Source organism: Alteromonas infernus, assembly GCF_902705815.1.
Genome location: NZ_CACSIG010000042.1, coordinates 118,343 through 135,491, shown reverse-complemented (window position 1 = coordinate 135,491; position 17,149 = coordinate 118,343). Strand labels below are relative to the sequence as shown.

At 45.4% G+C, this 17,149-nt stretch carries 12 protein-coding genes and 1 pseudogene; 9 read left to right on the top strand and 4 right to left on the bottom strand.

Features of this window, described 5'->3' with window-relative positions; all coding sequences use genetic code 11:
* Positions 1-301: 301 nt before the first annotated feature.
* Complete coding sequence (locus ACX5J7_RS11160; RefSeq protein WP_015068152.1) at positions 302-3,475, top strand: TonB-dependent receptor; 3,174 nt, start codon at positions 302-304, stop codon at positions 3,473-3,475.
* A gap of 192 nt (positions 3,476-3,667) precedes the next feature.
* Positions 3,668-4,351, top strand: a complete 684-nt coding sequence (locus ACX5J7_RS11155; RefSeq protein WP_015068151.1) for a type 1 glutamine amidotransferase domain-containing protein — start codon at positions 3,668-3,670, stop codon at positions 4,349-4,351.
* Positions 4,352-4,434: 83 nt separating this feature from the next.
* Here ACX5J7_RS11155 and argR read toward each other — a convergent pair whose 3' ends face one another.
* Positions 4,435-4,899 carry a transcriptional regulator ArgR gene (gene argR, locus ACX5J7_RS11150; RefSeq protein WP_015068150.1) on the bottom strand — a complete coding sequence of 155 codons (465 nt, stop codon included), beginning with the start codon at positions 4,897-4,899 and terminating at the stop codon, positions 4,435-4,437.
* A gap of 239 nt (positions 4,900-5,138) precedes the next feature.
* Here argR and mdh point away from each other — a divergent pair, with 239 nt between their 5' ends.
* Positions 5,139-6,077: a malate dehydrogenase gene (mdh, locus tag ACX5J7_RS11145; protein WP_015068149.1), complete on the top strand. Its 939-nt coding sequence runs from the start codon at positions 5,139-5,141 to the stop codon at positions 6,075-6,077.
* A gap of 190 nt (positions 6,078-6,267) precedes the next feature.
* On the opposite strand, the gene ACX5J7_RS11140 is transcribed toward mdh, so the two are convergent.
* Together ACX5J7_RS11140 and ACX5J7_RS11135 are read right to left on the bottom strand one after the other, a co-directional pair.
* On the bottom strand, positions 6,268-6,486 hold the full coding sequence (locus ACX5J7_RS11140) for a hypothetical protein (protein ID WP_498707241.1): 219 nt from the start codon (positions 6,484-6,486) through the stop codon (positions 6,268-6,270).
* Position 6,487: 1 nt separating this feature from the next.
* On the bottom strand, positions 6,488-7,078 hold the full coding sequence (locus ACX5J7_RS11135; protein WP_498707239.1) for a hypothetical protein: 591 nt from the start codon (positions 7,076-7,078) through the stop codon (positions 6,488-6,490).
* A 137-nt stretch (positions 7,079-7,215) separates the two neighbouring features.
* On the opposite strand from ACX5J7_RS11135, the pseudogene ACX5J7_RS11130 reads away from it, so the two are divergent.
* Positions 7,216-8,191 (top strand): annotated as a pseudogene (locus tag ACX5J7_RS11130) (peroxidase family protein); the annotation flags it as partial.
* Positions 8,192-8,344: 153 nt separating this feature from the next.
* Here the strand turns inward: ACX5J7_RS11130 and ppc are convergent.
* The gene (gene ppc / locus ACX5J7_RS11125; RefSeq protein WP_498707238.1) at positions 8,345-10,966 is read right to left on the bottom strand and encodes a phosphoenolpyruvate carboxylase; all 2,622 of its coding nucleotides are present in this window, start codon (positions 10,964-10,966) and stop codon (positions 8,345-8,347) included.
* 232 nt (positions 10,967-11,198) lie between these two features.
* Between ppc and bamJ the strand changes: the two genes are divergently transcribed.
* From bamJ to ACX5J7_RS11100, 5 genes are all read left to right on the top strand, one after another.
* A complete protein-coding gene (gene bamJ, locus ACX5J7_RS11120) occupies positions 11,199-11,819 on the top strand; it encodes a BamJ family beta-barrel-assembly machinery protein (RefSeq protein WP_015068144.1) in 621 nt (206 codons plus the stop codon).
* A 331-nt stretch (positions 11,820-12,150) separates the two neighbouring features.
* Positions 12,151-13,329: an enoyl-ACP reductase FabV gene (gene fabV / locus ACX5J7_RS11115; RefSeq protein ID WP_498707235.1), complete on the top strand. Its 1,179-nt coding sequence runs from the start codon at positions 12,151-12,153 to the stop codon at positions 13,327-13,329.
* A 512-nt stretch (positions 13,330-13,841) separates the two neighbouring features.
* A complete protein-coding gene (locus tag ACX5J7_RS11110) occupies positions 13,842-15,182 on the top strand; it encodes a Na(+)-translocating NADH-quinone reductase subunit A (RefSeq protein ID WP_498707234.1) in 1,341 nt (446 codons plus the stop codon).
* A gap of 3 nt (positions 15,183-15,185) precedes the next feature.
* Positions 15,186-16,388, top strand: a complete 1,203-nt coding sequence (locus tag ACX5J7_RS11105; protein WP_015068141.1) for an NADH:ubiquinone reductase (Na(+)-transporting) subunit B — start codon at positions 15,186-15,188, stop codon at positions 16,386-16,388.
* Complete coding sequence (locus ACX5J7_RS11100; RefSeq protein WP_269918319.1) at positions 16,378-17,142, top strand: Na(+)-translocating NADH-quinone reductase subunit C; 765 nt, start codon at positions 16,378-16,380, stop codon at positions 17,140-17,142. The genes ACX5J7_RS11105 and ACX5J7_RS11100 overlap by 11 nt, the downstream gene beginning before the upstream one ends.
* The last annotated feature ends 7 nt before the right edge of the window (positions 17,143-17,149 follow it).

Genomic DNA, 17,149 nt, shown 5'->3' with positions numbered 1-17,149 from the left:
GATTTTTATTAAACGCTGTTTATTAGTCGCATATGTGGCAAGAATAGGTTCAGCTATTCGTCGCAAATTGACAATAATAATAACAAGTAAATTAACTTGACCATGTGGTCAAGTAATTTTTTGCAAACTCACTAGCCTCGGGCGATTGCTGTTAAATAAAAATGTAAAATTGTAATAAATTTGACACGAACCTTTACGACAATTTGTCGGGTTCAGTGAAAGTCATAGGTTTTATGTAGTACTTTTTGCACTACACTAGGCCGAGTAAAAAAGAATTTTAAACAAAAAGGGAAACACACACATGAGCTCATCAGCTAAATTCAGTCGCATTGCGGCTGCGGTTGCGCTGTCAATCGGTTTGTCGACCACTGCAATGGCGCAAGAAACGTCATCTGCAATGGAAGGCCGCATCCTTACCCCTACAGGTGCACCTGCTGCGGGAACATCTGTTACTGTTATTCACGAACCTACTGGCACAGCCCGTGAAGTGGTTGTTGGCGCTAACGGTACGTTCAACCTTCGTGGCCTTCGCGTTGGCGGTCCTTACAGAGTCGTAGTTGACTCTGACGAATACCAAGACACCACTATCGATAGCGTATTCCTAGAGCTAGGTAACCCATTCGGCGTTAACCTTACGCTAGAAGACGCAAGTGATATTGAAGTTATCTCTGTAAGCGGTAGCGCATTAACAGCGACAGCGTTTGGTGCAACAGGCCCACAGACTGTATTCAACTTAGAGGCGCTAGAAAATACACCAGCTATTAACCGTAGCATCGGTGATATCGTGCGTGTTGACCCTCGTGTTTTCGTTGATGAAAGCTTCAACGACTCGATTAGCTGTGGTGGTGCAAGCCCGCGTAACAACAGCTTGACCCTAGATGGTATTCGCATGAATGACAACTTCGGTCTTAACAGCAACGGCTTCCCAACCGAGCGTATGCCTTTCTCTTACGACGCTATCCAACAGGTAGCCGTTGAGCTTGCTCCGTTTGACGTTGAGTACGGTGGTTTCACTGCGTGTAACATCAACGCAGTAACTAAATCAGGTACTAACGAAGTTCACGGTGGTGTTTTCTACGACTTTACGTCTGATTCTTACCGCGGCGACGAAGTTGACAGTGTAGAGCGTGACAACGGTAACTACACAGAAAAACGTTACGGTTTCAACGTTGGTCTTCCACTAATTAAAGATAGCCTGTTCCTTTTCGCAGCTTACGAAAAGCTTGAAGGTGTTCAGCTTTATGATTACAACGCGCTGGGTAGTCGTGTAACTCAAGACGACATCAGTCAGGTTTCACAAATTGCGCAAGACGTGTATGGCTATGATGTAGGCGGTACACCGGGTTCTGCGCCAGTTGAAGACGAAAAAATTCTTATTAAACTAGACTGGAACATTAACGCAGACCACCGTGCTTCATTAGTATATAACTGGAACGACGGTTTTAGCGTAAGCCAATCTGACGGCGGTTCTTCAAGACTTTCTTTAAGTAATCACTTCTACGAGCGAGGCGCTGAACTAACTACTGTTGTAGGTTCACTATACTCAAACTGGACTGATGACTTTTCAACAGAGCTTCGTATTGGCCACACTGACCTAGATAACCGTCAACAGTCACTAGACGCAGCTTCTGGCTTCGCTGAAGCGCAAATCAGAACTGATAACGGTGGAACTATCTACATCGGTCCAGATGACTCTCGTCAGTCTAACGACCTTAACTATGAAGTATTTAACTTTAAACTAGCGGGTACTTATTTCTGGGGTGACCACGAAATTACGGCTGGTGTTGAATACGAAGAAACTGACGTATTTAACCTGTTTATGCAGCAAACTGTAGGTGAATACCGTTTCGACAGCATCGCTGACTTCGAAGCTGGTCTTGTTGATCGTATCTACTACAACAACTCTGCGGGTACAAACAACCCAGCGGATGCTGGTGCTTCTTTTGCATTCGACGTAACTACCTATTACGTACAAGACGAGTTCTACCTAACTGACGACCTCAAAATCATGGCTGGTCTTCGTTATGATACATACGGCTCTGACGATACGCCTCGTTTGAACGAAAACTTCACTGAGCGTTATGGTTTTGCCAACACTGCAAACGTAGATGGTATTGACCTTCTTCAGCCACGTTTCGGCTTTACCTACACAGTTAACGAAAGCTTAGAACTACGCGGTGGTTTAGGTCTTTACTCTGGTGGTAACCCTAACGTTTGGATCTCAAATGCATACTCTAACGACGGTGTAACGAACATTGGTACTCGTGAACGTCAAATCAATGGCTTCGTAAGTGGCACTACTTCATTGTTTGACCTAGAGCTAACTGGTCAAGGTCGTCCGATTTACGACGTACCACAAGAGCTATTTGACGTAGTAGCGAACACTAGCCTAACGGATGGTGACGGTAACACTAACGCAACTGACCCAGACTTTGAGATTCCTTCTGAGTGGAAATACGCGTTAGGTTTCACCTATGTAACTGAAAATGACTACCTAATTAACGCTGACATGATCTATACCGATCGCCAAGATTCAGCAATAGTTAGAGATGCGAACATTGTTTACAACGGTGAAAACCGTTTCGATGGTCGCCCAATCTACACCAATATTGACTCAGGTCGTAATGAAACGCAGGACTTCATTCTAGGTAATGTTGATTCAGGTGATGACGGTAGTTCACTTGTTCTTTCAATCGGCGTAAGCAAAGAGTGGGATAATGGCTTCGATATGGGCGCTTCATACGCTTATGTTGACGCAGAAGATGCTAACCCAATGACAAGCGCAGTAGCGTTCTCAAACTACGCTAACTTTGCAACAAGCGATCCTAACAACCCGTCTGCGGCAACGTCTGACTACGCTGTTGGCAACCGCTTTAACTTCTCACTAGGTTATACTGCAGAGTTCTTTGACGGTTATGCAACACGTTTCAACTTGTTTGCAACGGCTAACGAAGGTAAGCCTTTCTCTTACGTTCACAGCAACAACTCAGCGTTCCCTTGGGATGGTGTATTTGCTCGTCAGCTTATTTACATTCCTGAAGTAAACGATCCGAACGTAGTGTTTGTTGATCAGACAAACCGTGATGGTGATGTACTTCAAACTGCGGAAGAAGCTCAAAGACAGTTCAACCGTTGGGTTGAAGATAACGGCTTTGAGCGCGGCGAGATCCTTGAGCGTAACAGTGAAACTGCTGATTGGTGGTTTAAAGCTGACCTACGTGTCTCTCAAGAGCTACCTGGCTTCTATGAAGGTCATACAGCAAGCGCGTTCTTCGTAATCGAAAACTTGACCAACTTAATCAACGACCAATGGGGTGACTTCCGTCAAGGTAGCTTCGGCGGTGATGAAGTTATTGCTGCGGACTTCAATGACGCAGGTCAATACGAGTACAGCGCGTTCTCAAGACCAGAGCAGAGCGTATCTCGCGGTCCTTCACTTTGGGAAATCCGCGTAGGTGTTAACTACCGCTTTTAAGAAGTAGTAAACACTAACTACAAGTTGTAGTGTTAGGTGCCACTCTCCTTAACAGGAAGTGGCACTTTTTTATGCCTGCGATTTATCTCACACACCTGTTACTGAGCGCGCATAGTCTTTGCTTATGATCTAAGTCTCTCCATTGAACGAACAAACACATGATAAATTTTTAGATGCTCGCAAGGAGGGCTTATGTCAAAACGTATGCTAATGGTAATGACGTCTCACGAAATTATGGGTGACACCGGCGAGAAAACCGGCATGTGGCTAGAAGAGTTCGCTGCGCCATACTACGCATTTAAAGATGAGGGATATACAATCACCTTAGCGTCACCGATGGGCGGCCAGGTACCGATTGACCCCAATAGTCTTGCTGACGACGCAATGACGGACGATTCGATTCGATACACAAAAGACGAGCTGGCTCGAAGCGCTATAGCGTCGACTATTCCGCTTGAAGATGTACGTGCAGATGAGTTTGACGCTGTCTTCTACCCGGGCGGTCATGGTCCGCTATGGGACTTATCAGATAATGCGCATTCCATTAAATTGATTGAAGACACTATCGCAGCCAATAAACCCGTTGGGGCTGTGTGCCACGCGCCCATCGTGCTAAAAGATGTTAAGACGCCAGATGGCAAATATTTGGTTGATGGCAAGCAGGTTACTGGCTTCTCAAATAGCGAAGAAGCTGCGATGGAGCTTACTGACGTAGTCCCTTATCTGGTTGAAGACGAGCTAGTCAAAAAGGGCGGTAAGTATGAAAGCGCGGATGATTTTGCTGTTAAAGTCTGTACAGATGGATTGTTGGTGACGGGGCAAAATCCGCCATCGTCACGTCCTGCAGCCGATGCATTGATCAAACTTCTATCTTAAGAACGTTTTAATTATAATGTAGTTGGAAACCGCATCATGTATGCGGTTTCTTGTTTTCGTTTGCCTAGCTTTTAGCGCCCTGGCTAGACATTCTCAAATAAATCTTCTACGCGCTGTCTTAATTCTTCAATTTTAGTGACATCAGCGGGAGCGATGAAAATGGTATCATCACCAGCGATAGTACCTAACACGCCATCTTTTTTGCTTAGCGAGTCAAGTAAGCGGGCGATAAGTTGAGCTGCACCTGGGCTAGTTCTTATGATGACCATCACGTTGTTGTGCACAATGTCTAATACAAGCTGTTTGAGGGGGCTTTTAGCCGTAGGCATACCTAACTCAGGGGGAAGGCAGTAAACCATATCACCGCGCGCGTTGCGCGTTCTTACAGCTCCAAATTTACTTAACATTCTTGAAATTTTAGACTGACTGATATTGTCAAAGCCTTGTGCTTTTAATGCGTCAACAATTTCGCCTTGTGAACCATAACTTTCCGCTTTAAGAATCTCTTTAAAAGCCTTGATGAGTTGCTCTTGTTTTGCGTTTGCCATTAGCGCTCTTTTCTTTTCTGAGGGTTTATGTGTGGTGAATTTTATTTGTTATGCCCATATTGTGCCGTACAGGTAGACTTTGCGCAATTTCTTTGCATAATCATTCATGATAATGAATATCGAGATAAAATCGCCATAAATAACGTTAATAAGACGATCCGGTGATTGAGTTTTCCCCCGCGTTGCATTAGTGTGACGTTCCGTTTAAATACGTGAAGTAATCCCATAGGAGAAATGGTATGAAAGTAGCCGTGTTAGGTGCTGCCGGTGGTATTGGTCAGGCGCTGTCTTTGTTGTTGAAAACACAATTGCCAGCAGGTTCAGATTTAGCGCTTTACGACGTAGCGCCAGTTGTTCCTGGTGTTGCCGTTGATTTGAGCCACATCCCCACTGCGGTAAAAGTAACCGGTCACGGTAAAGATGACCTAGCTGATGCACTAACTGGAGCAGACGTTGTTCTAATTCCAGCGGGTATGCCTCGTAAGCCAGGTATGGATCGTTCTGATCTGTTCAACATCAACGCCGGCATTGTTAAAAACCTAATCGAAGGTGTAGCTGATAACTGCCCGAACGCGTGTGTTGGTATCATCACTAACCCAGTTAACACTACTGTTGCGATTGCAGCTGAAACGCTAAAAGCAAAAGGCGTTTACGACAAGAATAAGCTTTTCGGTGTAACGACACTTGACGTTATCCGCGCTGAAACGTTTGTTGCTGAACTTAAAGATGTTGACGTATCTTCAGTGCACGTACCGGTAATCGGTGGTCACTCTGGTACTACAATCCTTCCTCTTCTTTCACAAGTTGAAGGCGTAGAGTTCACAGACGAAGAAGTATCTAGCCTAACCACTCGTATCCAGAATGCTGGTACTGAAGTGGTTGAAGCAAAAGCGGGCGGCGGTTCTGCAACCCTTTCAATGGGTCAAGCAGCAGCACGTTTCTGTTTATCTCTAGTTGCAGCAATGCAAGGTGAGAATGTGGTTGAGTACACTTATGTACAAACTGACGACAGCGACGACGCAGCATTCTTTGCACACCCAGTTCGCCTAGGTGCAAACGGTGTTGAAGAAATCTTGCCATACGGCGAGCTAAGCGCGTTTGAAGAAAAAGCGAAAAACGACATGCTTGAAGGCCTGCGTGGTGACATCAAGCTAGGCGTAGACTTCGTAAACGGCTAATCGGTGAGTATCATTGGCGGGCCTTTGAACGTAGGCACGCCGTGAATACTTCCCTGTAGGCTTCGCCACCGCTTCTCTGCGGTGGAGAGCCTACATTTTAATTACTTTCTCAGACTTCACATCAAGTTTCCACTTTATTATCAGCTCTTATCACCCCAGCGATTAAAGGTTCTGTTACGACCTTTGTGTATTAGTTAAGTGAAAGATATTTCGTGATATCGAAAAGCCTGATTTCACCGGCATCTAAAGTTACACCTTTATGTACAGCGTAAGCGTAACCTTTTAATACGCTATTGCCTTCAGACATAAGGAAAAGATGGGTGGCAAAAGTCGTGTGGGAAGTGGTTATTTCAACAATAGGGTGTTGAAGCGAGATATTTTCCGGTGAGATCTGTGTGCTAACAGCCAATTCACTCGTCTTCCCCTTTTCTAAAAACCGTGAGCGACCCTTGTCTATCTTCATACAACTGAAGAAGAGCCAATTCTGGTTTATCTAAATAATGTAAAATGCCCACCCATAAACCGTACGGCGTCTCGTCGTTTGCGCGTTCCGCATTGTTTAGCAAAGTACCGTATTTCTCTAAAAACTTGCGAGGCGTTGAGCTAGATTCTTGTTTTATGAGTCGGTAACTAGTGGAAAGTAAGCCTTTATTGTCATTGTAGTTTGATTCAAGCGCGGTAAAGCTGGTGTCTAGGTAAGGGGACAGAGTAAGCGAACGGGTTACGTCTTCTTCGATAACGGTACTGATCGTACATCGGTTCTCTTTACAGGATATATCCTCATCACTAAAGGCTGAGCGTTTGGCGTACCTCAGGCCTGAAGGTATGTGGATTTCATAAAGAAAATGTTCGCCGCTATCGTTTATTTGGAGAAGTTTATACTGCATTTCATCTTCACTAATTCCTTCCCACAATCCGGGTGACAGTGATAGCGGTTTCGCTTGTAAACTTAATGTCGAAATCCCCAACAATAAACCTGCTAAGGCCGGTAGCAAATGCATGTTTAGTCCTTTATGAAATTGTTATGTCGATAAATAAGATAACGGTTTTTTTTTCATGATTAAAACTATTTGAGTGATTGGAGGGAAGAATATTGCTAAGCGAATGCTCTGGTTGTTGATTACTGCCCGTTTGCGGTGGCAGAGGTAACGCTTCAACAGGTAACCAGCGTTTTGCGCCTCTAAACTCGTGGCCAGACAACGTTAACTTAGATAAAGCTCGCCGTTTGCTTTGGCCAATTAAAAAGAAGTATGGCAACAAACTGAGCTGTGCTGATTTATTTGTCCTAGCAGGCACTATTGCCTATGAAAGTATGGGCCTTGTTTACGTAAACCCTGAGGGGGTTAATGGCAAGCCTGACCCCCTTAAAACCGCTTCCCATGTACGTGAAACCTTTGCGCGTATGGCAATGAATGATGAAGAAACTGTTGCATTAGCCGCCGGTGGTCACACGGTAGGTAAATGTCACGGTAATGGCAGTGCCGAAGCATTAGGGCCAGATCCAGAAGGTGCAGGTATTGAAAAAGTCGCCAGCCGGTGCCAAGCAGTGGGAACCTATCAATATTAAAGAGGAAGAGAAGCCTATTGATATTGAAGATCCAACAAAGCGCTACAACCCCATCATGACCGATGCTGAATCTTTTGAGCCACTAGAGCCCATTGCTGACGGCTACAGAAACTATCTTCAAAAAGACTACGTGGTTAAACCTGAAGAGCTAATGCTAGATAAAACCCAGTTACTCGGTTTAACAGCGAAAGAAATGACGGTACTCGTAGGCGGCATGCGTATGCTTGGCACTAACTACGGCGAAAGTAAGCACGGTGTATTTACCGATAACGTAGGCGCATTGAGCACAGATTTCTTCGTAAATCTTACTGACTTGAAATACACATGGAAGCCGACAGGGAAAAATAGCTACGCTATTGTCGACAGAGCGTCCGGTGATGAAGTGTTTACCGCTACGCGTTTTGACCTAGTGTTTGGTTCAAACTCTGTATTGCGCGCATATGCTGAGCTATACGCGCAAGATGACAGCAAAGAGAAGTTTGTTAAGGACTTTGTTGCCGCGTGGACAAAGGTGATGAACGCAGACCGCTTCGACCTTACCTGTTAGTGCTTATCTTTAGTGTAAGTAAAAACACTTAAGTAACAAAAAGCCCGCTTCATGATGACGCGGGCTTTTTTCGTTTTATTACTTAGCGAAGCGAGTGGCGACCAACATGATAAAACTATGTGCGCCAATTCAAGCGCTTCGCTAATACAAGTTTTAACCCGTGTTACGCATCCCGATAGCAATACCGGCAATGGTAACCATCATGGCGCGCTCTAGGCTGGTGTTCTGTGCATCGTCACCGGCTTTACGGATACGATCTAGAAGCTCAATTTGCAGGTAATGAAGGGGCTGAAGGTATCCTGCGCGGATCTCCATAGACTCTTTACCCTGCGGGTCGTTCTTCATTATGTCGTCGTTGCCAGTGATAGCCAACAGCGAGGAGATACTTTGTTTTAGCTCGCTGCGCAGCGCTTCACCAAAATGTTTGAGCTCTTTGGGTACCAAGCGCTCATCATAAGCTTCACTGATACGCGGATCGGCTTTATGGAACACCATGTCCAGCATTGAAAGACGTGAACGATAGAACGGCCATTCGCTGAACATCTCGTTAACCACTTTTTCATTTTCCGGTGTCTTCACGCTATCGATAGCGCGCATAACGCCTAACCAGCTTGGCAGTACCAAACGGGTTTGTGCCCAGGCAAATATCCATGGAATCGCACGTAGGCTCTCTATGCCACCTTGTGGCTTACGCTTCGCTGGGCGGCTACCTAGCGGTAGTTTGCCTAACTCTTGCTCTGGCGTTGCAACACGGAAGTAAGGTACGAACTCTTTATCGTGACGCACGGTTGCACGATAGTTATCGCGACCTTGGGCTGCCATTGCAGTTATTAGCTCTCGCCATTCTTCTTTTGGTGCCGGAGGCGGGAATAACATGGCTTCAATTATGGCGCTGGCGTAAATACCTAGGCTGCGTTTAGCCAGCTTAGGCATACCGAATTTATAGCGAATAGTTTCGCCTTGTTCAGTTACGCGGAAGCCGCCGTCTAGTGAGCCAGGAGGTTGTGAGTAAATAGCAGCATGTGCAGGTAATCCACCGCGACCAATTGTACCGCCACGGCCGTGGAATAGCGTCAGGCTTACGTCAAACTCATCAGCAATGGCAACTAAGGCTTCTTGTGATTGGTATTGAGCCCAGCCCGCAGCAAGTGCACCTGCGTCTTTAGCTGAGTCTGAGTAACCAATCATGACGAACTGACGACCTTTTACGTAACCGCGATACCAGTCGATAGACAGAAGTTTGCGCATTACGTCAGGCGAGTTGTTCAAATCGTCTAGCGTTTCGAATAATGGCGCCACTGGCATTGGCCAATCTACACCACTTTCTTGAAGTAGAAGCTGTACGGCCATGACGTCTGATGGCTCACTCGCCATAGAGATAATATAGATACCAAAGCCGTGTTTGCTGTGCTTTGCAATTACCTTACAGGTATCCAGCACTTCTTTTACTTCTTCAGACGCATCCCATTGAGCAGGGAATAGCGGGCGTTTTGAACCAAGCTCACGTAATAAGAACGCTTGCTTGTCGGCTTCGCTCCACTGAGCATAATCACCAAGACCAAGATAGCGTGTTAGTTCGCTGAAAACGTCTGCATGACGCTCAGAGTCCTGACGCACGTCAAGGCGCAGAAGGTGAATGCCAAATACACGTGCACGACGGATAGTGTCTAGCAGCAGACCGTTTGCTACAACATGCATTCCGCAGTCTAACAGAGACTCGTAGCAAAGCATCAGTGGTTCAATTAACTCATCATCACTTTCAACCCAGTTTGAAGTATCTGGGTTTTTATCTGCTAAGTAGTCGCTAATGCCATCGCGGGTTGCGATGAACTTGTCAACAAGTGGACGAAGAAGGGCGCGGTATGGCTCGTTGGCGTCGCCGACTTTTTCGCGTAACGCGTCGTTGCAGTCGTACATTGAAAGCTCAACTTGCAAGCGATCAAGATCTATCGCGAAAAGCTTGGCCGCACGTTTTCTAGCAAGTAATAATACTTGCTCAGTCACTTTTGACGTTACAAATGGGTTGCCGTCTCTGTCGCCGCCCATCCAAGAGCTAAACTGAACGGGAGACGCATCTAGAGGCAGTGATATTTCGTAATCTTCATTTAGGCGACCATCAAGCTCGCGCATAAAGTCTGGCACTGCTTCCCATAATGAGTTTTCAATAACAGAGAAGCCCCAGCGTGCCTCATCAACTGGGGTTGGACGTACTGAACGAATTTCTTCAGTGTGCCAAGCCTGTGCAATAAGGTCAGCAATGCGGGTTTCAATTTTCTTACGCTCAACATCATTAAGCGACTCTTGGTGAATAGCCTGCAGGCAGTTCGCCAATTCTTTATGTTTGTGAATAAGTGTACGGCGCGTAACCTCAGTAGGGTGCGCGGTTAATACAAGATCGATGTTTAGTTTTGCAACGGCGTCTTGTACTTTGTCAGCAGTTAGTTCTGCTTTATCTAGGTGTTTGAAAAGGGCATCAATAGATGCATCAACATTCATTGCCGCGTTGTATTCTTGCTCGGCAATATTACCTAGGTTCAAGAATTGTGCGAAGGCACGACCAACAGTAAGCAAATCGCTGTCAGACATTGTTTTGAAAGTTTCTTTCAGTTCTTCGCTACAAGTAGCGTCTCCCTGATAAGAAGCTCGGCCGCCTTTTCGAATCTTTTCAATCCGGTCTAGCCACTCCTGACCTAATTGATTTTTGATTGTTTCACCAAGGGTTTTACCAAGGTATCGAACGGTATCTTTCAGTTCAGCATCGTAGTGTGTTTGCATGCTATCCTCCTAAATATATGGGCTAACCATACTGTGTCCTTTGCGACTTGTCTAACCACTTTCGGTTATAATTTACAACATTTTGATACTTTTGCACCCTAGTTAACATTGCTCAAAGCAAGATATTTTGTGGTGTGATACACTCTTGCACCGGAAAATGCAGAAACATTCTCGCGTCATGCGTTTTGTTTGAAATTTGTACTGCATTTGTAATTTAATTTCAGGAGTTCTTGTGACTGATACATTCAATACAGTAGAAACCCAAGCAAGTTACGGCATTGGTTTTCAAATGGGTCAACAACTACAATCGAATCCGTTTGACGGACTAGCGATTGACGCTGTTGTAGCTGGCCTTAAAGACGCCTTCGCAGGTCAAGCACCTCAGGTTGATAATGACACTCTACGTGATGCGTTTGGCGAAATTCACAAGCGTATGCAAGCTGCTAAAGAAGAAGCAAGCAAAGCGGTTATTGAAGAAGGCACAAAGTACCTTGAAGAAAACGCGAAGCGTGACGAAGTAACCGTAACTGAATCTGGTCTTCAATACGAAGTTGTTACTGAAGGTGACGGCGAGACACCAGATGCTTCTAGCACAGTACGTGTTCACTACCACGGTACGCTTATAAACGGTACTACGTTTGATAGTTCTTACGAGCGTGGTCAGCCAGCTGAATTCCCAGTAGGCGGCGTAATCAAAGGTTGGACTGAAGCACTTCAACTTATGAAAGCAGGTTCAAAGTATCGTCTATACGTACCACACGACCTAGCTTACGGTGAGCAAGGCGCTGGCGCAGCTATTGCACCTTACAGCACCCTGATCTTTGACGTAGAACTTCTTGACGTTCTAGGTTAATGATTTCTTCACAGGAGTGCCCAATGGTACTCCTGTGAATACCTGTATTCCTCTTTGTTAAATCTTTTACTCCTTTCTATCTTCTAGCCTATTTCTTTTACTTTTCTGAGGCTTAGTTTGTAAACAAACAGTTCACTCATAATCTGAGGTTGTTTGTGTTTCGCTTTTTCAAATATAAATATGTGATGCTACTATGTTCTGTTGGTGAGAATGCATGTATGCGATATGCTGACAAAATTGTATCAAAGATCGGCAGGCTTCCATCTGCTCCGAGTTGTTATCAGTGGCTTCGGCATTACAATAGCCCCACGCTCAAATAAGGAAAATTATTATGGTTATCAAGCCTAAAGTGAGAGGCTTCATTTGTACAAACGCGCACCCTGTTGGCTGTGCAACGGCGGTTGACGAGCAAATTGCTTATGTAGAAGCAAAAGGCGACTTAGGCGAAGGCCCTAAAAATGTTTTGGTTATTGGTTGCTCAACGGGATACGGCTTAGCATCACGCATTACTTCTGCGTTTGGCTATGGCGCTAAAACGCTGGGTGTGTGCTTTGAAAAAGCACCAACAGAACGCAAAACAGGTACTGCGGGTTGGTACAACACCGCTGCATTCCATGAAAAAGCCAAAGCAAAGGGCTTGTATGCAGAAACTATTAATGGCGATGCTTTTTCTGATGAAATCAAAAATGAAACCATCGAAAAGATTAAGGCTGAAATGGGCAAGGTTGATTTGGTCATTTATAGCCTTGCATCCCCGCGTAGAACCGACCCTGAAACAGGTGTAACGTATAAATCTACGCTTAAGCCTGTAGGGCAGGCGTACACCACAAAAACTTATGATACTGATAAAGACAAAGTACATGAGGTATCGCTAGAGCCAGCCAACGACGAAGAGATCCTTAACACCATTAAAGTTATGGGTGGGGAAGACTGGGAGCGTTGGATGGACTTTTTACGTGAAGCCGATGTGCTTGCTGAAGGCTGTAAAACCACCGCATATACCTATATCGGTAAAGAACTAACATGGCCTATTTATGGTCAAGCGACGATTGGTAAAGCGAAGGAAGACCTGGATCGCGCTGCCGCAGCCATTATTGGTAAAAACAGCGACCTGTATGTACAGGCGAACGTGAGTTCATTAAAAGCTTTGGTAACGCAAGCAAGCTCGGCTATTCCTGTAATGCCTCTGTATATTTCACTTATTTACAAAGTGATGAAAGAGGAAGGGACGCATGAAGGGTGTATTGAACAGATTTATGGCTTGTTTACACAGTGCTTGTTCGGCAATACACCAACGTTAGATGAAGCAAATCGCTATCGCATGGATGGAAAAGAAACTAACGATGCAACACAGGCAAAAATTAAGGCGCTATGGGATCAAGTGACACAAGAGAACTTTCATGACTTAAGTGACTACAAAGGTTACAACCATGAGTTCTTAAAACTGTTCGGTTTTGACATTTCAAGTGTTGATTACGACAGTGAAGTTGACCCAATGGTTAATTGGTAAAACCTAAACTTACCATTAATTAACCTAATGCTTATATGCGCAAAAGCCGTCTGATTTGACGGCTTTTCTGTTCCTGATTACAAGTTGATAAGGCATATGGATTTGCAAAATGTAAATGAATAAGACCAAAGGTTTACATTAAATTGTAGAAAAATTTGCCTTTATCTAGAAATAGCGTGGCACAAACGCATGGGTTAATGCTAAAATCCCGAAATTAAGTAGGGGTCTTTTCTGCCTCTACCAAAACAGCAGTAGCGATTGCAGCTACACAAAAACAATAATAAGTGTAAATTTCTGCTGGTGGTCTATAAAGAAAGGGCGAATTAAGCGTCCGCAAAAGGAATTATGCGTTACGGCTTCATAACAGGCTGACCGTAGCAATTGCAGCGAGTTCCATCAATCAACAACGAAAAGGTGTTCTACACCTGTTAATAGTGCGCTTTTGCATGCTGACAGGCAGGTTTTCTGCGGTCATGCAAAAGGGTATTTCTATTAGAGTAGTGCGATTACATATGATAAAAATCAAGAAAGGTCTCGACCTCCCAATTGAGGGAGCGCCAAAGCAGGAGATTGCTGATGCATCTGCTGCAACGCGCGTTGCCATTCTGGGAGAAGAATATGTGGGTATGCGCCCTACCATGCACGTCCAAGTTGGCGATGTAGTGAAGAAAGGTCAGGTTCTTTTCGAAGACAAAAAGAACCCTGGCGTTAAATTCACTGCCCCAGCAGCGGGTGAAGTGGTAGAGGTTAACCGTGGTGCAAAACGTGTTCTTCAGTCTGTAGTTATCAAAGTGAACGGCAGCGATGCTGTGACATTTGATAAAATTGCAGCTGACCAGATCGCGAGCGCAACACGCGAGCAACTTCAGTCAATCCTTGTAGAGTCAGGCATGTGGACAGCGTTCCGTACACGTCCATTTAGCAAATCTCCTAAGCTAGACTCTGTTCCAAGTTCAATTTTCGTTACAGCAATGGATACCAATCCACTAGCCGCAGATCCTGCAGTGATTATTGCTGAGCGCCAAGACGATTTCGTAAATGGTCTTAAAGCATTAACGCAATTGAGCGGTGGCAAGACTTACGTTTGTAAAGCGGCAGGTGCATCTGTTGCTACTGGCGATGCGGCAGTTGATGTTGAAGAATTTGGCGGTCCTCACCCTGCGGGCCTACCGGGTACTCACATCCACTTCCTTGATTCTGCTGGCATGAACAAAACGGTTTGGCACATCAACTACCAAGACGTTATGGCAATTGGTGCATTGCTGACCTCTGGCGAGCTAGATAACCGTCGTGTTATTTCACTTGCAGGTCCTGCAGCAACTAACCCACGCCTAGTGCGCACCGTAATGGGCGCAGACTTGACCGAGCTTACTGCTAGCGAGCAAGTAGACGGTGAAGTACGTGTTGTTTCTGGTTCTGTACTTAACGGTACCACTGCAATGGGCGTACACGGTTTCTTAGGTCGTTTCCACACCCAAGTTTCACTATTAAAAGAAGGTCACGAGAAGAAATTGTTCGGTTGGATCCTACCTGGTTCAAACCAACACTCAGTGACACGCGCTTACTTAGGTCATCTAAGTGGTAGCAAGAAATTTGATATGACAACAACTACCAATGGTTCAGAACGTTCTATGGTTCCAATTGGTAATTACGAACGCGTTATGCCCCTAGATATCATTCCTACGCTTCTGCTTAGGGACCTGATTTCTGGTGATACTGACGGTGCTCAGACGTTGGGTTGCTTAGAGTTGGACGAAGAAGATTTGGCATTGTGTACTTATGTATGCCCAGGCAAATACAACTACGCTCCTATCTTACGCGACTGTTTGACCACGATAGAGAAAGAGGGTTAAGTCATGGGTTTAAAAGCGTATTTAGAAAAAATTGAGCCGGATTTCGAGCCGGGTGGTAAGCATGAAAAGTGGTATGCGCTTTACGAAGCTGCGGCTACCATTTTTTATACGCCAGGTAAGGTAAACAAAGCGAACACGCACGTGCGTGACAGCATTGACCTTAAACGCATCATGATCATGGTATGGATGGCAACATTCCCAGCTATGTTCTTCGGTATGTACAACATTGGTTTTCAAGCGCAAGAAGCTATTGCTGCTGGCGCAGGAACACTGCCTGACACATGGCAGGCGGGTCTTTTCACTGCACTAGGCGGTGATTTGACAAACGCTGGCATATTAGGCCTGTTCTTCTACGGTGCATGTTTCTGGCTACCTATTTATGCAGTAACGTTTGCTGTTGGTGGTTTCTGGGAAGTACTGTTCGCTTCTGTGCGTAAGCACGAAGTAAACGAAGGTTTCTTCGTAACATCAGTGCTGTTTGCACTTACACTTCCAGCCACTATCCCTCTATGGCAAGTAGCACTAGGTATTACCTTCGGTGTTGTTATCGCTAAAGAAGTATTCGGTGGTACAGGTCGTAACTTCCTTAACCCAGCTCTGTCTGGTCGTGCATTCCTTTACTTTGCTTATCCTGCACAAATCTCAGGTGACCAAGTATGGGTAGCAGCAGACGGTTATTCGGGTGCAACGTCTCTTAGCCAAGCAGCTTGGGGTAACCTAGACTACGCTGATATGACTCAGTGGATGGATAGCTTTATCGGTACTATCGCGGGCTCTGCGGGTGAAGTATCTACTCTTGCTATTATTCTTGGTGGCTTGTTCATCATGTACATGCGTATAGCAAGCTGGCGCATTGTTGCTGGTGTAGCGATAGGTGTTGCCTTCTTCGCAACTCTACTAAACCTAATTGGCAGCGATACTAACCCTATGTTTGCAATGCCTGCACATTGGCACTTTGTTGTTGGTGGTCTTGCTTTTGGTATGTTCTTTATGGCGACAGACCCAGTTTCTGCGTCGTTCACAAACCAAGGTAAGTGGGCTTACGGTATCTTCATTGGTTTCATGACGGTACTAATCCGCGTCCTTAACCCAGCCTTCCCTGAAGGTGTAATGCTAGCAATTCTATTTGCTAACTTGTGGGCGCCACTGTTCGACTATTTCGTCGCACAAAGCAACATCAAGCGGAGGGTAGCACGTGTCGGCTAAGAAAGAATCTTTAGGCAAAACTATCGGTGTAGTAGTTGCCGTATGTTTGGTTTGTTCAATTGTTGTTTCTGGTGCGGCTGTTGGCCTTCGCTCTTTACAGCAAACAAACGCGGCTCTTGATAAAAAGAGCAACATTCTTAATGCTGCAGGCCTTTACGAAATGGGCATGAGCAACAACGCTATCGAAAGCACGTACAGTGAGCGAGTAGAGCAGCGTTACGTAAATCTTGAAGAAGGCACATTTGTTGAGGCGCCTGCTCCAGATTACGATATGTATAAAGCTGCTAAGCAAACTGAGTACAGCACAAAGGTAACTAACAGCAATGTTGGTTTTCAACGTCGCCCTAACGTGGCGAGTGTTTACTTAGTTCGTGACGAAGCAGGTGATGTATCTCGTATCATCTTACCTGTACACGGTAGCGGTCTTTGGGATCTTATGTACGGATTCTTAGCGATAGATGCAGACGGCCAAACGGTTCGCGAGCTTATTTACTATCAGCAAAAAGAAACGCCAGGACTAGGTGGTGAAGTGCAAAACCCTGCTTGGCAGGAAAAATGGGACGGCAAAGAACTGTACGAGAATGGCGAAGTTGCTATTCGCGTAGTGAAAAATGCTAACCCTAGCAATCCTCACACTATCGATGCGCTTTCAGGTGCAACCCTAACTAGTAACGGTGTTGAAAACACCATTCGTTACTGGGTAGGCGAGCAAGGCTTCGGCCAGTTCCTGAAGAACCAAGCATGGCGTTCATAAGGGAAGT